Origin of the sequence: Labrenzia sp. CP4 (assembly GCF_001579905.1) — a bacterium.
GTDB lineage: Bacteria > Pseudomonadota > Alphaproteobacteria > Rhizobiales > Stappiaceae > Roseibium > Roseibium algicola.
This window is the reverse complement of sequence record NZ_CP011927.1, coordinates 725001-743454: the sequence shown is the minus strand read 5'-3', so window position 1 is coordinate 743454 and position 18454 is coordinate 725001. Positions and strand designations below refer to the sequence as shown.

Annotated in this window: 11 protein-coding genes, 1 tRNA gene, 2 rRNA genes and 1 pseudogene (1 of these 15 running past the window's edge); 11 read left to right on the top strand and 4 right to left on the bottom strand. The window is 58.7% G+C overall.

From position 1 onward, the window contains the following. The first annotated feature begins 46 nt into the window (after positions 1–46). The 5 genes and pseudogenes from ACP90_RS03585 (at position 47) to ACP90_RS03565 (ending at position 5852) form a co-directional block, all read left to right on the top strand. Positions 47–1171 (top strand): ABC transporter ATP-binding protein, encoded by a 1125-nt coding sequence (locus tag ACP90_RS03585; protein WP_055661527.1) that lies wholly within the window; start codon positions 47–49, stop codon positions 1169–1171. Next, complete coding sequence (locus tag ACP90_RS03580; RefSeq protein WP_023000093.1) at positions 1168–2040, top strand: ABC transporter permease; 873 nt, start codon at positions 1168–1170, stop codon at positions 2038–2040. The genes ACP90_RS03585 and ACP90_RS03580 overlap by 4 nt, the downstream gene beginning before the upstream one ends. A 12-nt stretch (positions 2041–2052) precedes the next feature. Further along, a complete protein-coding gene (locus ACP90_RS03575; protein WP_055661526.1) occupies positions 2053–2913 on the top strand; it encodes an ABC transporter permease in 861 nt (286 codons plus the stop codon). An 8-nt stretch (positions 2914–2921) separates the two neighbouring features. After that, positions 2922–4545 (top strand): annotated as a pseudogene (locus tag ACP90_RS03570) (choline dehydrogenase). 8 nt (positions 4546–4553) lie between these two features. Continuing rightward, the gene (locus ACP90_RS03565; protein WP_062486808.1) at positions 4554–5852 is read left to right on the top strand and encodes an FAD-binding oxidoreductase; all 1299 of its coding nucleotides are present in this window, start codon (positions 4554–4556) and stop codon (positions 5850–5852) included. A 55-nt stretch (positions 5853–5907) separates the two neighbouring features. Here the strand turns inward: ACP90_RS03565 and ACP90_RS03560 are convergent, their stop codons facing one another. Continuing rightward, complete coding sequence (locus tag ACP90_RS03560) at positions 5908–6828, bottom strand: LysR family transcriptional regulator (RefSeq protein WP_055661523.1); 921 nt, start codon at positions 6826–6828, stop codon at positions 5908–5910. Positions 6829–6995: 167 nt separating this feature from the next. On the opposite strand from ACP90_RS03560, the gene ACP90_RS03555 reads away from it, so the two are divergent. The 6 genes from ACP90_RS03555 (at position 6996) to ACP90_RS03530 (ending at position 15925) form a co-directional block, all read left to right on the top strand. Beyond that, a complete protein-coding gene (locus ACP90_RS03555; protein WP_023000088.1) occupies positions 6996–7793 on the top strand; it encodes an alpha/beta hydrolase in 798 nt (265 codons plus the stop codon). Between the two features lie 59 nt (positions 7794–7852). After that, a complete protein-coding gene (locus ACP90_RS03550; RefSeq protein WP_023000087.1) occupies positions 7853–9043 on the top strand; it encodes an efflux RND transporter periplasmic adaptor subunit in 1191 nt (396 codons plus the stop codon). 123 nt (positions 9044–9166) lie between these two features. Beyond that, positions 9167–12355, top strand: coding sequence for a multidrug efflux RND transporter permease subunit (locus ACP90_RS03545; RefSeq protein ID WP_062491316.1), 3189 nt, complete (start codon positions 9167–9169; stop codon positions 12353–12355). A gap of 507 nt (positions 12356–12862) precedes the next feature. Then, on the top strand, positions 12863–13855 hold the full coding sequence (locus ACP90_RS03540; RefSeq protein ID WP_023014615.1) for a TRAP transporter substrate-binding protein: 993 nt from the start codon (positions 12863–12865) through the stop codon (positions 13853–13855). A 182-nt stretch (positions 13856–14037) separates the two neighbouring features. Continuing rightward, the gene (locus tag ACP90_RS03535) at positions 14038–14613 is read left to right on the top strand and encodes a TRAP transporter small permease (protein ID WP_031268996.1); all 576 of its coding nucleotides are present in this window, start codon (positions 14038–14040) and stop codon (positions 14611–14613) included. Further along, a complete protein-coding gene (locus ACP90_RS03530; protein ID WP_201030448.1) occupies positions 14579–15925 on the top strand; it encodes a TRAP transporter large permease subunit in 1347 nt (448 codons plus the stop codon). Before ACP90_RS03535 ends, ACP90_RS03530 begins: the two co-directional genes overlap by 35 nt. Before the next feature lie 521 nt (positions 15926–16446). On the opposite strand, the gene ACP90_RS03525 is transcribed toward ACP90_RS03530, so the two are convergent. From ACP90_RS03525 to ACP90_RS03515, 3 genes are all read right to left on the bottom strand, one after another. Continuing rightward, positions 16447–16523: transfer RNA gene (locus ACP90_RS03525), tRNA-Met, on the bottom strand. 249 nt (positions 16524–16772) lie between these two features. Continuing rightward, a 5S ribosomal RNA gene (gene rrf, locus ACP90_RS03520) occupies positions 16773–16887 on the bottom strand. Positions 16888–17088: 201 nt separating this feature from the next. Beyond that, positions 17089–18454 (bottom strand): 23S ribosomal RNA (locus ACP90_RS03515) (it continues 1357 nt past the right edge of the window).

The following is an 18454-nucleotide window of genomic DNA, read 5'->3' as shown; positions in this document are numbered from 1 at the left end:
ACACCCGGCGCTCCAAACCCCGACCCCTTCCAGTTGGCCCGCATTGATGAAACACACCTCACCCGCCTACGATCTTGAATGCCTCGACCTTGCCAAGAGTTTTGGAGGATTTCGCGCCGTCAAAGGCGTCTCCTTCGAGATCCCGAGCGGTTCGTTCTTCTCCATTCTCGGTCCGTCGGGCTGTGGCAAGACAACCCTGATGCGCATGATCGCGGGTTTCGAGGACCCGACCTCCGGCGATATCAAGATCAAGGGCAAGTCGGTGCTCGGCGTGCCGCCCAACCGGCGCAACGTCAAGATGGTGTTCCAGCATCTGGCGCTGTTCCCGATGATGAACGTCTACGAGAACATTGCCTATGGCCTCAGGTGCGCAGGCGTGGGCAATGCGGAAATAAAGCGCAAGGTCCAGGACGTACTGGAGCGGATCGCCCTGCCCGACGTTGGCGAGCGGGAAATCCACCAGTTGTCCGGCGGTCAGAAACAGCGCATCGCCATTGCTCGCTGCATGGTGCTCGATCCGGATGTGCTGCTGCTCGATGAACCGCTCGGCGCGCTCGATCTGAAGCTGCGCGAAGCGATGAAGATCGAGTTGAAACTGTTGCAGCACCAGTTCAACACGACCTTTATCTACATCACCCACGATCAGTCGGAAGCACTGGTGATGTCCGATAACGTCGCCATCATGAACCAGGGCATTTTCGAACAGATCGGCACGCCGCAGGATCTCTATCATCACCCCAAGACCGCCTTCGTCGCCGGCTTTGTCGGCGACAGCAACCGCTGGTCCGGCACGGTGAAATCCGCGGATGGCACGGGTGGCAAGGTGGAAACGGACCAGGGGCTTTCGATGAGTTTCAGTGCCGGCGCGGATCAGACCATTCGTGATGGCGACAAGGTGGAGATTTTCGTGCGGCCGGAATTCATCCGCACGGTGCGCGCATCCGAAGCGGACCAGGCCGTGACAGAAGGCGACAACCAGATGAGCGGTGTCATCGACAGCCTGCTCTTCAACGGTGCCAACAGCCGTGTGCTCGTACGGACCGGCAGCGGCGAGCTTATCGAGTCCGATGTGACGGTAACCGGCAACAACGACCTGAAACCCGGAGAAGACGTGCGCCTGATCTGGTCGTCCCGGCAAGCCATGTGTTTTGCCCGCGCGGAGAGCGCATGATGCAGAACAAGGACATCAAACGGCTGTCGCTGATCCTGTTGTTTTCGCCTTTCGCGCTCTGGATCCTGCTTCTGATCATTCTGCCGCACATCGGCATGGTGCTCCTCTCCTTCCGCGAGAAAGTGGCACCGCGCGTCTATGAGTACAGCTTCGCCAACTATCTGGATTTCATAAACGAACCGATCTACTGGAACACGCTTCTTCGAACCGGGTCCATGTCCCTGCTGGTCACTGCACTGGCGCTGCTGATCGGCTTTCCCATTGCCTATTACATCGCCAAGATCGCCGGCCCCAGGGCGCGCGGTGGACTGTTCCTGCTCTGCCTGATCCCGCTCTGGGTCAGCGACCTGATCCGTTCCTTCGGCTGGATCCTGCTGTTGCGCGAAACCGGTGTGATTTCGAATTTCCTGCTCTGGACCGGACTGGTCGGCCAGCCTGTCGAATTTCTCTACAACGACATCGCGGTCATCATCGGCCTCGTCTACACCGTGATCCTGTTCATGATCGTCCCACTGGTTTCGACGCTGGACGGCATGGACAATTCAATGATCGAGGCCGGGTACAATCTGGGCGGCAGCGGCTTCACCGTGCTGCGCCGGATCATCATTCCCTACGCGATGCCGGGCATCGTGGCCGGCTGTATCGTCACCTTCATGCTGACAGCAGGTTCCTACCTGACGCCGATCCTGCTCGGCGGCAAGAATTCGAGCTGGTTTACCGAACAGATCTACAACCAGTTCATCACCCGCTTCAACTGGGAGGGAGGCGCGGCCTTCGGCATGCTGCTTCTGATTTTTACCTCCGTCGTGATCTGGCTCGGACTGAAACTCTCCGGTCAGACCCTCGCCAACACCGTGGCCAAGAGCTGAGGAGGACAGACGATGCTTGCGCAAAAGAACTCCTCTCCGTTCCTGATGGGCTACCGACTCTATGTCGTTGCCTTCTTCATCTTCCTGGCAGCGCCGCTGATTTCAGCCGGAGCCTTCGCCTTCAACGACAGCCTGTTCCCGGCACTGCCCTGGCAAGGTTTCACGCTGGACTGGTTCTTCAGCGACACCGAACCAAAACTCGGCATGTTCCATGACCGGCGTTTGCTGCAGGGGCTTTATTATTCCTTCGTCATCGCAATCTTCGTGGCGGCGCTCTCCGTCTTCGTCGGCACAACCAATGCGTTCCTGTTCGTGCGCGGCGAGTTTCCGGGCAAGAACTTCTTCTACATTCTGATGGTGGTGCCGCTGGTGATCCCGGGTGTCATCCTCGGCATCTCCATCCTGGTCCTGGCCAGCGACACCGCGAACTACATGGAAAACAGGTTCGATCTGGAGCTTGAGTTCCTGAGGCCAGGCCTTCTGCTTGTCGTGTTCGGGCAGTTTTCCTTCATCACCACCATCACCTCGCTGGTGATCACGGCCCGGCTGAAGAAATTCGACGCCACGATGGAAGAAGCCGCCTTCAACCTGGGGGCAAGTCGGGTCCGCGTGTTGCGCACCGTCACACTGCCCTTCCTGCGACCGGCGATGATCGCGGCCGGCATCGTTGCGTTCCTGGTCTCGTTCGAGAACTTCAACACCACGCTATTTCTTGTCGGCTCGGAAGCGCCGCTGACGATCACCATGTATGACCGGATGGCAAAGGTCGGCTCGACGCCGGTCCTCAATGCCGTCTCCTTCGTGCTCATGGTCGGGTCCGGACTGCTTGCGCTGCTATCGATTGCCATCCAGCGCGACAAGACCTCTCAATAGGAGCATTCATGGCGGAGTTCGACTTTGTCATCGTCGGCGCGGGCTCGGCAGGCTCGGTGCTTGCCGACCGGCTGTCGGAGGACGGCAAATACACCGTCTGCCTTCTGGAGGCAGGCGGCTCGGATCTCAATTTCTGGATCTGGATGCCGATCGGCTACGGCAAGGCTTTCTATAACCGGAACATCAACTGGATGTACCACACCGAGGCGGACCCGGGGCTCAACGACCGCTCCGGCTACTGGCCGCGCGGCAAGGTGCTGGGCGGGTCCAGTTCGATCAATGCCATGGTCTATATCCGCGGTCAGCATGCGGATTTCGAGGACTGGAAGGCCCTCGGCAACACCGGCTGGGGCTGGCAGGACGTTCTGCCCTATTTCAAGCGCTCGGAAACCAATTGCAACGGTGCCGACGACTATCGCGGCGGGGATGGCCCCCTTTATGTCTCCTCCATGGACAAGGACGTCCACCCGCTGTGTCAAAACTTCCTGGCAGCCAGCGAGGAAGCCGGCTTCAGCCGTAACCCGGATTTCAATGGCAGAAGCCAGGAAGGTGTCGGCCTCTACCAGATAACCGCGAAAAAACGGATTCCGCATGTCGACGGCCCGTGCCTATCTTTCACGCGCGAAAAAACGTCAGAATGTCTCCATCCTGACCAACGCACACACGACCCGGCTGATCCTTGAAAACGGACGGGCGACCGGCGTCGTCTACAGCCGAGGCGGCACCGAGCAGACCGTGAAGGCCCGCCGGGAAGTGATCCTCAGTGCAGGCGCCGTCAACTCGCCGCAAATCCTCATGCTGTCCGGCATTGGTGATGGCGCGGAACTGCAGGCCAAGGGCATCACCTCCACCTTGCACAGCCCTGCTGTCGGCAAGAACCTGCAGGACCATCTTGGCCTCGACTATCTCTACCGGTCCAAAGTGCCGACGCTGAACCAGCAGCTTTATCCCTGGTGGGGCAAGCTCGCCCAGGGCATCCGCTATGTTCTGACCCGCAGTGGTCCGCTGTCGCTCAGTGTCAATCAGGCCGGTGGCTTCGTCAGAAGCAATCCGGATTGTGAACGGCCGAACATTCAGCTGTATTTCTCGCCCGTCAGCTACACCAAGGCGCCGAAGGGGAAACGTCCGCTGATGAACCCGGACCCTTTCCCCGGCTTCCTCCTCGGCTTTCAGCCGACACGGCCAACCAGCCGCGGCCATATCTGCCTGCGCTCCACCGACCCGTTCGACATGCCGGAGATCCACCCGAACTCGCTCAGCACCAACCGTGATCTCACGGAGATGATCGAAGGCAGCAAGCTGATGCGCAAGATCGCCGAAAGCCCTGCCATGCAATCGGTTATCGACGAGGAGATCACACCCGGCCCGAGTGTTCAGACCGACGAGGACATGCTGGCGGATGTCCGCAGCCGCTGTTCCACGGTCTTCCACCCTGTCAGCACCTGTCGCATGGGACCGGACGCGAGCGAAAACGTCGTCGACACGCGCCTACGGGTTTACGGGGTCGAAGGGCTTCGGGTTGTCGATGCCTCGATTTTCCCGACGGTCACGTCCGGCAACACCAACGCACCTGCGATCATGGTCGGCGAAAAAGGCGCGGACCTTATCCTGGAAGACACACGAGCGGCGTAAGGCACGTAATGAACCAGCCTCTTTTTGCGGACAACTACAAGACGACACCATACTGGCAGGATATCGCGCCCAAACTCGCATTGCCGGATACCGGTTTGCCGGCAGAGGTCGATGTGTTGGTGGTTGGCGGTGGGAACACCGGCCTGAACGCCGCACTGCAGACCGCCCGTGAAGGCCTCGGCACACTGGTTCTCGACGTGGAAGACCCGGGTTGGGGCTGTAGCATGCGCAATGGCGGCCAGCTTTCGACCAGCCTCAAGCCGTCCTTTTCCAACCTGGCGGGCCGCTATGGCAGGGAGCTCGCCACCCAGCTTTGCCTGGAAGGCCAGGCGTCTCTTGACTACATGCACGCACTTTCAAGGGAAGATGGACTGGAGATGGGCTTACGGGAAACCGGCCGCTTCCACGGCGCCCACAAGCCCCATCTTTACGAGAGCCTTGCCAGAGATTGTGCCGCCGGACACCCCGTGTGGAAGACCGATGCCTTCATGGTGCCGAAAGGCGACATGGCACGGGAGCTTGGGACCGACGCCTATCATGGCGGTATCGTCAATCCGCATCATTGCAGTATCGATGTCAGCAAGTACCATCCTTCACTTTTGAACAAGGTGCTGGCGGAAGGCGCGATGGTGCGCGGCAAGTGCCGGGTGGTGTCGCTTGAACGCGAGACGTCAGGCTTCAAGGTCCTGACAAGCGACGGCTCCCTCAAGGCGGGCAAGGTCATTCTGGCGACCAATGGTTACTCCGGGCCCCTGTCGCCCTGGCTTCAGCGACGGCTGATCCCGATCGGCTCCTACGTGATCGCGACGGAAGAAATCCCGAGTGAAACGATCGACCGGCTGTTTCCGACGGACCGGGTCCTCTCCGACACCAGAAAACTGGTCTATTACTACCGGCTGTCCCCCGACCGGAAGCGCGTGCTGTTTGGCGGCCGGGTCTCCTTGAGCGAAACGGACCCGCGCAACAGCGCGCTAAAGCTCCACCGCGATATGACGGCCCTCTTTCCGGAACTTGGCTCCGTTCGGATCAGCCACGCCTGGATGGGGTTTGTCGGCTACACCTTCGACACACTCGCCCATGCTGGCGAAGACAACGGCCTGTTTCACGCGGGCGGCTATTGCGGGTCCGGGGTGGGTATGGCGAGTTATCTCGGCATGCGTATGGGCCAGAAAGCTGCCGGCCGAGAAAAATCACTCTCCGCGTTCGAGAAGATCCCCTTCCCGACCCGGCCGCTGTACCAGGGCAATCCGTGGTTCCTGGCACCATCAGTGCTGGTCTACCGGCTGCGGGACAGGTTCGGCATCTGATTGGGGTCAGCCTTTCGGAGGATAGCCTTCTTGCGCTGCCCCCCTTGCCAGCATTTCATACCGAAGACCGGGCGGGCGCCGGCACATCGGCAAGCAGGCGCACCAGCCAATCGACAAAAACGCGAACCTTGTTCGAAAGGTGCCGGTTGGGCGGGTAGACGATATAAAGCGGAATGGTGTCGGCAGACCATTCCGTCAACAGCGGCACGAGGTCCCCGCGCTTCAGCTCTTCCCGCACCATGAAGTCAGGCAACTGCGCGATGCCGTGACCGGCAACAGCCGCCGCCACATAGCTGCGGGCATCGTTGACCGAGCAATGATAGCGTCCGTCGACCAGAATTTCCTCACCGTCCTTGCGGAAGGTGAACGGGTGTGTGCGTCCGGTGGCGGCAACGAAATAGTTGACGCAATAGTGGTTCGCCTTCACGTCTGCCGGGGTTTCCGGTGTACCCGCCCGCTCCAGGTAGGAAGCTGCCGCGCAAGTGGTCAGGCCGACCTCCGCCACCCGCCGTGCAATCAGCGACTGATCAGCCGGCGCACCACCACGCAAGGCACAATCGACATTCTCTGCCAGGTAGTCGACTGTCCTGTCGCCGATCCCGAGGTCGATACGGATATCCGGGTATTTTTCGTAAAAACCGCCAAGCTCCGGTATCACGAACCAGTCGGCAAAGGCCCCTGACATTTCAACGCGCAGCCGCCCACCCGGATTGCTCTGGGCCTGGGACAGGCTGGCATCAAGTTCGTCGACCTCCGAAACAATCTGAACGGCCCGCTCATAATAAAGCGCGCCGTCCGTCGTCACGATGACGCGCCGCGTTGTCCGGTTGAGCAATTTGGTCTGCAGATGTTTCTCGAGATTCTGGATCAGGTTGGTAACCGTCGCCTTCGGCATCTGAAGGGAATCGGAGGCTCGGGTGAAATTTCCTGTTTCAACCACCCTCACAAAGGCGCGCATGGCCGAGAGTTGATCCATTTCTGGGCGTCCTGATCAAAAAATAGGCTTATTATTCGAAAATTCGAATAGTGAAACCAATAATACACCCCTTATTCCAGAGTTGGAACAACAATACCTATCGGGCATGCAAGAGAGCTGGTGTACCCAGTTCTCCCTCAACCAACAGACACGAAACGGCGCTGAAAATGACGGTGCAGATCAAGGATATGACACTCGACAAGGTGGCCATCGGCCCCGTGGCGGCACGTGTCTACCAGGGCGCCGAATACAGCAAGTCGCCGCCAGTCCTCATCTATTTTCATGGCGGCGCTTTTCAAGGCACCGTCCCGCAGGAAAGCGAGTTTGCGCATCTCATTGCCGAAACCGGCGCCATTGTTGTGATGCCGGATTACAATGTACCGCTTGGCAGCGTCTTTCCGAAGCCGCTGGAAACGGGGTTTTCGATTTTCTCCTATCTGGCGAAAAAGCGCGCCGGCCTTGGGAACCGAAAATCCCTGCTTCTTGTCGGCGGCGTCGAGGCTGGCGGCAACATCGCCGCAGCGGTCGCGCTGAAGGCACGGGATCATTTCGCCGATGAACTTGACGGGCAGATCCTTCTGTCACCCCTGCTTGATCCTTTCATGGGCTCTGCATCGTTTCAGAAGGCCGGCGAGTTCGGCATGAAGGACATCTGGGCCGACGGCTGGAGCCACTATCTCAGCACCGGCATGTGCCACCCCTATGCGGCCCCATGCATGTGCTCACGCCTGACCGGCGTTGCCCCCGCGCTTGTTCTGTCTTCTCAGGACGACCCGCTCAAGGACGAAACACTCGGCTTTGCGACCTGCCTGAAAAATGCAGGCGTTGAAGTTCACCAGCATGTTCTCCCCGCCGGGACAGGCTGGCCATCACTCTACGGCGGAAAGACGGACGAGACCCCATCCTGGCAAGAAACCGTAAGCACGCAATTTTCCGGTTTCGTGCAGTCCGTCAGCGTCCACTGATTTGATATCCAAACCCTTCTGAAGGTTGTGTTTTCAGCAGGGTTTCCAAGGAGAGACCAATGACATCAAGAAGCAAGCGCTGGGCCCTGACGGGCGCCAGTCTGGCAGTTGCTGTCTCTGTTTCAGCCGCTGTCCTCATCATGAACCTTCCGGCAAGCAGCCCTGCAACGGCCGCGGGCGGTACAGTCGCCATCCCGGCGGTGCCGGTGACCGTTGCCGAGGTCAAATCCCGAGAAATAACCGTGTGGGAAGATTTCTCCGGCAGGCTCGAAGCCGTTGACCGGGTGCAGATCCGCTCCCGTGTGGCCGGCTCCATTCAATCCGTCGATTTCCGTGAAGGCGCATTGGTGGAAGCAGGTGACCTGCTCTTCACCATTGACCCGGCTCCCTACGAGGCCGCCGTCGCTCAAAGGGAAGGTCAGGTTGAACTTGCGCAAACACAGCTCAACCTCGCCAAGCTGGAACTGGACCGTGGCAACAAGCTGATCGAAAACCGGACCATCTCCCAAAGCGTCCTCGACCAGCGCCGCAACACCTACGCCGAAGCACAGGCCAACCTCAGAACCGTCAAGGCAGCTCTCAGGTCGGCCAAGCTGGAACTTGGTTACACCAAGGTGCTGGCACCCGTGTCGGGTCGTGTCGGCAAGATCGAGATCACCGTCGGCAATCTCGTTGCCGCGGGCTCCGCATCGCCGGCATTGACAACCCTAGTCTCTGTCGATCCGATCTATGCAAGCTTCAACGCAAGTGAAGACCTGGTCTCGCGGGTTCTGGCCGAGTTGCCGCAGACAGATGCTGCGGTGCCACCACTGGACATGATCCCCGTCGAAATCGAAACCTCGTCAACCGCCGGGCACCCGGTGAAGGGCAAGCTGCAACTGGTCGATAACCAGGTTGACGCCGTCAGCGGCACCATTGGCGTCAGGGCGGTCTTCGACAATCCGGGCGGCAGGCTGATCCCGGGCCAGTTCGTGCGCATCCGCATGGGTGAGCCAAGGCCGGAACAGAAGGTCCTGATCAGCGAACGCGCCATCGGCACCGACCAGGACAAGAAATATGTCTATGTCGTCGGTGACGACAACAAGGTGGCCTACCGGCCGATCGACCTTGGCAGGACCGCGGAAGGTGCACGTATCGTCGACAGCGGCCTCGAACCGGGTGAACGGATCGTCGTCAACGGCCTGCAACGGATCCGCTCTGGTGCTCTCGTCGATCCTCAGCTCGAAAACGACGTTGCCGCTGCAAACTGAGTGAACAGGTGGAGCGCAAGGCGCTCCACCTCCCCTCTTCAACAATTCAAGTCATGATTGCCGGTGGTGCCGCCACCGGCCGGGGACGTGTTGTCCCGATTTCCGACCGGAAAGGGCCTGGATATGAATATCTCGAGATTCTTCGTCGACCGCCCGGTCTTTGCCGGTGTGCTGTCTGTCCTCATCCTCATCGCCGGCCTGATCGGTCTGCGGGCGCTGCCGATCTCCGAATACCCCGAGGTGGTGCCGCCATCGATCGTCGTGCGCGCCGCCTATCCGGGGGCGAACCCGAAGGTCATTGCCGAGACGGTGGCAACGCCGCTGGAAGAACAGATCAACGGTGTCGAGGGCATGCTCTACATGTCCAGCCAGGCGACCTCTGACGGCGTCATGACACTCACGGTGACGTTCGAGCTCGGCACTGATCCCGACCAGGCCCAGCAGCTTGTCCAGAATCGCGTTTCGCAAGCCGAACCCCGTCTCCCGGCGGAAGTACGAAGCCTTGGCATTACCACGGTGAAAAGTTCACCCGATCTGATGATGGTCGTGAACCTGACTTCGCCGGACAATCGCTACGACATCACCTACCTGCGCAACTATGCCGTCCTCAACATCAAGGACCGGCTGGCCCGCCTGCAGGGTGTCGGCCAGGTGCAGGTGTTCGGCTCCGGCGATTACTCCATGCGTGTGTGGGTCGACCCTCAAAAGGCTGCCGGCCATAACCTGGCAGCCAGCGACATCACCAACGCCATCCGCCAACAGAACGTGCAGGCCGCAGCCGGCATTATTGGCGCTTCGCCAAACCTGAAGGGTGTCGACGTTCAGCTCAGCGTCAATGCGCAAGGTCGTCTTCAGACGCCGGAAGAGTTCGGCAACATCATTGTCCGTACCGGTGAAAACGGTGAGGTCACCCGGTTGCGCGACGTTGCCCGGATCGAGCTCGGTGCAGCCGATTATTCGCTGCGCTCCCTGCTCGACGGCAAACCGGCCGTCGCCATTCCCGTGTTCCAGGCACCCGGTTCCAACGCTATTGCGATCTCCGACGCAGTGGTCGAGACCATGAACGACCTTCAGGTCGCCATGCCTGACGGCGTCAAATACGAGATCGTCTACGACACCACAAAGTTTGTGCGATCCTCCATCGAGAAAGTGGTCGACACGCTGCTGGAAGCCGTGGTGCTTGTGGTCCTCGTCGTGATCCTGTTCCTGCAGACATGGCGCGCATCGATCATTCCGCTGATCGCCGTTCCCGTGTCGATCATCGGCACCTTCGGCGTCATGTATGTCTTCGGCTTTTCCATCAACGCTCTCAGCCTCTTCGGGCTGGTTCTCGCCATCGGCATCGTGGTCGATGACGCGATCGTGGTCGTTGAAAACGTCGAACGAAACATCGAAAACGGGCTGAACCCGCGCCAGGCAACCTACAAGGCCATGAAGGAAGTCTCCGGACCGATCATCGCCATTGCACTGGTGCTTGTGGCGGTGTTTGTCCCGCTGGCCTTCATCACCGGCCTTTCGGGTCAGTTCTATCGCCAGTTCGCGCTGACGATCGCAATCTCGACTGTCATCTCGGCTATCAACTCGCTCACTCTGTCCCCGGCCCTGGCCGCCCTTCTCCTGAAGGATCACCATGCGCCCAAGGACTGGCTGACACGTTCGATGGACTTCCTGTTCGGCTGGTTCTTCAAGGGCTTCAACCGGGCCTTCGGCGCCGGTTCCAACACCTATGGCAAGAGCGTCGGCGGCCTGTTGTCCCGCAAGACCATCGTCATGGTGGTCTACATGGCACTTGCAGGGGCAACCTACAGCCTCTTCACAACAGTCCCCGGCGGCTTCGTGCCGGCACAGGACAAACAGTATCTGATCGGCTTTGCCCAGCTCCCCGACGCTGCCACGCTGGACCGGACCGAAGACGTCATCCGCCGGATGAGCGAGATCGCCATGGAGCAGGAAGGTGTCGAACACGCCATCGCCTTCCCAGGCCTGTCGATCAACGGCTTCACCAACTCTTCCAACGCGGGCATCGTCTTTGCCACTCTGACGGATTTCGAGGAACGCAAGTCTCCGAAATTATCCGGCGACGCCATTGCGATGCAGCTGAACCAGAAGTTCGGCACGATCCAGGACGCGTTTATCGCCATGTTCTCGCCGCCGCCTGTTCAGGGCCTTGGCACCACTGGCGGTTTCAAACTGCAGATCGAGGACCGGGCAGGTCTCGGCTACCAGGCACTCGACGCGGCCAACAAGGCCTTCCTCGCGAAAGCCTATCAGACGCCGGAACTGGCTGGATTGTTCTCCAGTTTCCAGATCAATGTGCCCCAGCTTTATGCGGATCTTGATCGCACCAAGGCGGAACAGCTCGGCGTATCGGTAACGGACGTATTCGAGACGCTGCAGATCTATCTGGGTTCACTTTATGTCAACGACTTCAATGCCTTCGGTCGCACTTACAGTGTCCGGGTGCAGGCGGACGCCCAGTACCGGGCGCATGCCGACGATATCGGCAAGTTGAAGGTCCGCTCTGCCACCGGCCAGATGATCCCGCTCTCCGCCCTGTTGAAGGTGGAGGCCACCACCGGGCCGGAACGGGCAACCCGCTACAACGGTTTCCTTGCGGCTGACATCAATGGTGGCCCGGCTCCTGGGTTTTCCTCCGGCCAGGCCCAGGCAGCGGTCGAGCGGATTGCGGAAGAAACCCTGCCCAAAGGCATCGCCTTTGAGTGGACGGACCTGACCTACCAGCAGATCCTTGCCGGCAGCTCCGGGTTCCTGGTCTTCCCTCTGGCCCTGCTTCTGGTCTACCTGGTGCTTGCCGCCCAGTATGAAAGCCTGATGCTTCCGGTGGCGATCGTCATGATCGTACCGATGGGTGTCCTTGCCGCCCTGACGGGCGTCTGGCTGACCCATGGCGACAACAACATCTTCACCCAGATCGGGTTGGTGGTGCTGGTCGGGCTTTCGGCGAAAAACGCGATCCTGATCGTGGAATTCGCAAGGGAACTGGAGTTTGAAGGCCGCACACCGGTTGAAGCGGCAGTCGAAGCCAGCCGGTTACGTCTGCGCCCGATCCTGATGACCTCGATGGCCTTCATCATGGGTGTGGTTCCGCTGGTGCTTTCCACCGGCGCCGGTGCGGAAATGCGAGCCGCGATGGGCATCGCGGTCTTCTCCGGCATGATCGGCGTGACCTTTTTCGGGATCTTCATGACGCCGGTGTTCTACGTGCTGGTCCGCAAGCTCTCGGGCAATCGCCCGCTTGCACAACACGAGGAACCAGCAGAGCAGCCGCAAGCGCAGAACACGGCCGCTTGAACCTGGACCAAATGACAAGAAAAACGCCCTGGAAGCATTCGTTTCCAGGGCGTTTTGTACTTGGGTAGCCCTTCACAGGCGTGAGGAATGCAATCAGCTGGCGTCGGTGTCGGCCGCACGCACGCTCCATGCAATCAAGGCAAGATCTGAACGCCTCCCTCGAGCCCCCCGTCACGCAAGGTCGCCGCACTCAGAACCCCCCTCACATCCCTGAGATGCAATGCCGGCAACGACACCCAAATTGCGGGTTCCCGCAAATGGATTGCGTGAATTGACCTGTCATATTTGGTTTCTGGCCGCGTAACGTGACGTGCCTGGCGTTGGCTAGCCAACTTGTGGCGATGTATGTGGGAGGAAAACATGCAATCGAATAATTATCACCAAGACAGGAAAACGCTGCGCGGCGGTGTGCAATTTCAGCACCTTGCAGCACGCATGAAACAAACTGTGACTAGAGAGGGATGTTTTGCGCGTCTGTCGTCACTGAAGACCGGAATTCTAACAAGCTTGTTTGCCCTGTCGGTCTTTTCAGCACCGACCGCCGCAACGGCCGCCGACTACAACTGGACCTTCCAGACCTCGGAAACGGCTGGTGAACCCGGGTTCATCAACAAGCAGAAGTGGGCTGAAAACGTCGAGAAAATGTCCGGTGGGCGGATTGAGATCGAGATTTTGCCGATTGGTGCCGTTGTCCCGCATACCGATACGCTTGACGCCGTTGGCTCCGGCATTCTTCAGGGGCATCTGACCGATCCGAGCTATTTCGCCGGCAAGGATCCCGCTTTCGCGATGATGGGCAACCTGGTCGGTGCCTGGAGCGATCCGTTCGAATTGATCGGGTTCATGCAATCCGGTGGCGGTCACGAGCTTTACGCCGAATTGGTCGAGCCCTATGGCGTCCATTTCATCGGAGCGGCGGCAACTGAGCCGGAAGCTTTCGTCTCCAGTGTTCCGATCCGCTCCGTGGAAGACCTGAAGGGCGTCAAGATGCGTGCACCGGAAGGCATGGTCTACGAGATCTTCTCCAAGGCAGGTGCCTCTCCGGTAGCACTTCCCGGTTCAGAGGTCTTCACGGCTCTCGACAAGGGCGTTGTCCAGGCGGCCGATTACACGGTTTTTGCAACCAACCAGTCGCAGGGCATGAACGACGTTGCCCACTATCCGCTGTATCCGGGCTTTCATTCTCTGCCGCTGATCGACATTTCGATGACCAAATCGATCTGGGATGAACTTCCGGACGACCTGAAGGCCGTCCTGAACGCCTCCGTTGACCAGTTCATTTTCGATCACGTTTATTCCGTACGCAAACTCGATGCGGCCGCAGTCGAGGAAGCCAAGGCAAACCCGGAGATCGAAATTGTCAACTGGTCCGGCGACGAGCGAGCGAAGTTCCGCAGGATCGCGCAGCAGGAATGGGAAAACTGGGCCGGCAAGAACGACCTCACCCAACGCTACTACGATGCGGTGGTCGCTTATCTGAAGGGCCGGAACCAGCTCTGATCTGACCGACGTTCCGTTGACGCAGCCGCACCCGGACCGAAAGGTTCGGGTGCGGCCTGACCTTGTTTCTATCTGTCCATAACGGGTGAAACGAGATGCCCGTTCCTGGCCGTCAGCCAAGACTGATTGGCCATCCCCTATTTCCACAACAGCTTGCCAACTGCGCGACGGGAGAAGAATCCATGCCGGACAATCCGGATGTGAGTGACCTGGAGGACAATGGCCAGGCGAACCTGCGAACCGGGCTCGACCGGTTCATTGCCGGGTCCGCGAAGCTCTTTGCCTGGGCTATCTTTCTGGCGTTTGCCATCAGCGTATATGAGGTTATCGCCCGCTACGTTTTTGATAGCCCGACGTATTGGGCTCACGAGAGCACGACCTTCCTCATAGCAGCCATCTTCCTGATCGGCGGCCCCGTAGCGCTCGCTCGCGACAAGCATATTCGCGTGCGCATGATTTATGACTCGGTTTCGCCCCGGGTGCGTCGATGGCTGGATATCGTCAATTCTTTGATCGCGATGATCTTCTTTGCAGGACTGGGATACGCAGGCGCGACAATGGCCTGGAAGGCTACCCACCGACCCAACGGCGATATCCATCTGGAGGGCACGGGTACGGCGTGGAACCCACCGACACCGGCACTGCTGAAAATCATTATTCTGATCTGCGTTTGCCTGATGTTCGTTCAGACCCTGATGCACCTGATCAAGGCGATCCGCGGCGATGACGCTGCCTACAGCGAACGCGGAGGCCAATGACATGGGCCTCAACGATCTGGGTATTGAATACGGTACAATTCTGCTCGTTGGCAGCATCTTCGTGTTGTTGCTTACAGGTCAGCCTCTCGCCTGGGTGACGGGGCTCGTAGCTCTGGTTTTCACCTTCGGCTGGTTTGGAGGAAATGCGCTGCCGCTGGTTACGGCTCGCATCTTCGGCTTCATTACGGAATATTCCCTCGTCGCCATTCCGATGTTCATCCTGATGGCGGCGCTCCTCGACAGATCAGGAATCGCGAAGGACCTCTTCAACGGAATGAGGGTGCTTGCCGGACGGTTGCCAGGTGGTGTCGCTGTCCAAACGCTGATCGTCGCCACCCTGATGGCCGCCATGTCCGGCGTCATCGGTGGTGAGATCGTTCTACTGGGAATTCTGGCATTGCCCCAGATGTTGCGGCTTGGATATGACCGCGACCTGTCAATCGGGGTCGTCTGTGCTGGCGGATCTCTAGGAACAATGATGCCGCCCTCCATTGTCCTGATTATTTATGGGCTGGTGGCAAGTGTTTCCATTGCCGACCTCTTCGTCGCGGCAGTCACACCTGCCCTGATGCTGCTCGGCTGCTATATCGCTTATGTTCTAGTACGCTGTTTCCGAAACCCGGACCTCGGGCCACCAATTTCCGCGGAAGAACGCGCCGAAGAAACAATAGGAAGTGCGATCCGGTCCCTGATCGCCCCTGTGTTCATCGTGGTAGCGGTCCTGGGTTCCATATATGGAGGCATCGCCTCTATCACCGAAGCAGCTGCGCTCGGGGTTTCGTCAGTGCTCATTATTGCACTGCTTCGCAGGGAACTTAACGCCCGTATGCTTCAGGACAGTCTGGTCCACACGCTGGAAACCTGCGGCATGATCATCTGGATCGGGATCGCCGCAGCCGTGCTCGTCGGTGTCTACAACCTGATGGGGGGCAACCGCTTCGTCTCCGCGGTCATGCTTGGTCTCGACGCGTCGCCGGTGGCCGTCATTCTGATCATGATGGCAATCCTGCTTGTGCTGGGCATGTTCCTGGACTGGATCGGGATCGCCCTTTTGACCTTGCCCATCTTCGTGCCGATTGTCGTTCAGCTGGGATATGATCCGATCTGGTTCGGCATCCTGTTTGCAGTCAACATGCAGGTCTCTTACCTTACCCCACCGTTTGGACCGGCGGCCTTCTACTTGAAAAGCGTGGCACCACCGGACATTACACTCGGCAACATTTACGGAGCCCTGCTTCCGTTTATCGTTCTGCAGCTCTTTGTTCTCGCAATCTTGCTGTTCTTCCCTGGCATCGCGACCTGGATGCTGTAACTCAAAGGCGTGTCGCGTTCTTTCAATTGGATGCGGCACGCCATAACACATGAAGACTTCTTTGCCTTTTCAGCAGGCTTGCTGATCCGCGTTACAGGGGACATCATCGCGCTTTCCCCGCCTTTGATTGTTGAGGACGGTATGATTGAGGAGATGGCGTTGACGTTGGGCGGTGTTTTGTTGTCGACGGCTTAGGTTTGGTTTTTGGATCTGAGATACCCGGAGCCCCGCCAGTAATGTTGGCGGGGCTTTTGGATTTTTGGAGCGGTTTAGATTTGTTTCCGGCGCTTCTTTTGGGCTTTGCCGTTCGGGTGTCCCTGGAATGGTTCCGGTCGAGTTGCGTGATCCAACAAAAAAGGCCGCCCTTTTTGGGCGGCCTTTTGTTTATTTGGTTGCGGTAGTTTGCTTTGAGCGTTTTTGTGCCGGTGCGTCGGGCATAGCGCTTTTTGTGGGGGCGCTGGTCAGTTTAAAATCTGTATCCGTTACCAACAAAAAACCCGGCGCGAGGCCGGGTTATTTGTTGGTTGCGGGAGCAGGATTTGAACCTGCGACCTTCAGGTTATGAGCCTGACGAGCTACCGGGCTGCTCCATCCCGCGTTGTTTTTTTGTTTGTCCTTGGCGCGCTGGGCGTTTGGTCAAACTGGGTTTGGTCCCTGTTGGGGATACCCTTATGTTTCGGTTTGACCGGAAGACTGCGCTGATATGGGATAAGAGATCCGGAGCGCAGCGGAGGCAAGGCCGAGTGGCCGCCGGCCGGTCAGGCCGCCCGCGCGGAGCGCAGCCCTTTAGGGCGGTGCGCGCGTGAGCGACAAACAAGTTGAAGAGGTTTCAAATTGCGATTTGCAGGCCTGGCGGCGACCTACTCTCCCACACCTTAAGATGCAGTACCATTGGCGCTGGGGAGTTTCACGGCCGAGTTCGGGATGGGATCGGGTGGGGGCTCCCCGCTAGGGCCACCAGGCCGGCGAAGCGCAATTTGCGTGAACTGGTCTATATATTTTTTTGATGTTTTGGTCGGCCTCGCCTGGGACGAAGGTTCCAGGACGTTGGCCGTATGGATCATTTCAAACGCGCTCAAGCAGCCCGAAGGGCGGTAGCGCACTTAAAATGATCTTTTTGATGCGCCAGGGGCGCATCCAAAAGATGAACATTGACTAATGAGAGGATCAAGCCGAACGAGCTATTAGTAAAGCTAAGCTTCATGCGTTGCCGCACTTCCACACGCTTCCTATCGACGTGGTGGTCTTCCACGGCTCTTCAGGGAGAACTGGTTTTGAGGTGGGTTTCCCGCTTAGATGCTTTCAGCGGTTATCCCTTCCGTACATAGCTACCCTGCAATGCGGCTGGCGCCACAACAGGTCCACCAGAGGTACGTCCATCCCGGTCCTCTCGTACTAGGGACAGATCCTCTCAATTCTCCTACACCCACGGCAGATAGGGACCGAACTGTCTCGCGACGTTCTGAACCCAACTCACGTACCACTTTAATTGGCGAACAGCCAAACCCTTGGGACCTGCTCCAGCCCCAGGATGTGATGAGTCGACATCGAGGTGCCAAACAATGCCGTCGATATGGACTCTTGGGCATCATCAGCCTGTTATCCCCGGCGTACCTTTTATCCGTTGAGCGATGGCCCTTCCACGAGGGACCACCGGATCACTATGGCCGTCTTTCGACTCTGCTCGACTTGTCAGTCTCGCAGTCAGGCAGGCTTATGCCATTGCACTCAACGAGCGATTTCCGACCGCTCTGAGCCCACCTTCGCGCGCCTCCGTTACCATTTGGGAGGCGACCGCCCCAGTCAAACTACCCGCCACACACGGTCCCGGATATTGTTGTACCGCGGTTAGATATCCATGACGACAAGGGTGGTATTTCAAGGGTGACTCCACAAGAGCTGGCGCTCCTGCTTCAACGTCTACCACCTATCCTACACATGTCGTGACGAATACCAGTGTGAAGCTGTAGTAAAGGTGCACGGGGTCTTTCCGTCTGACCGCAGGAACCCCGCATCTTCACGGGGAATTCAATTTCACTGAGTCTATGCTGGAGACAGCGGGGAAGTCGTTACGCCATTCGTGCAGGTCGGAACTTACCCGACAAGGAATTTCGCTACCTTAGGACCGTTATAGTTACGGCCGCCGTTTACTGGGGCTTCAATTCGGTGCTTGCACACCTCCTCTTAACCTTCCAGCACCGGGCAGGCGTCAGACCCTATACGTCGCCTTACGGCTTCGCAGAGCCCTGTGTTTTTGATAAACAGTCGCCACCCCCTGGTCTGTGCCACCCCACAACGGTTGCCCGTCGTGAGGTCTCCCTTCTCGCGAACTTACGGGAGCATTTTGCCGAGTTCCTTCAGCATAGTTCTCTCAAGCGCCTTGGTATTCTCTACCAGTCCACCTGTGTCGGTTTCGGGTACGGTTTATACGGTGGAGCTATTTCCTGGAACACCTTCGCTGCACCCCCAATCCAATAAGGAGATACAACACACGGCATCCGTCACTACCACCAAGCTGCAGAATATTAA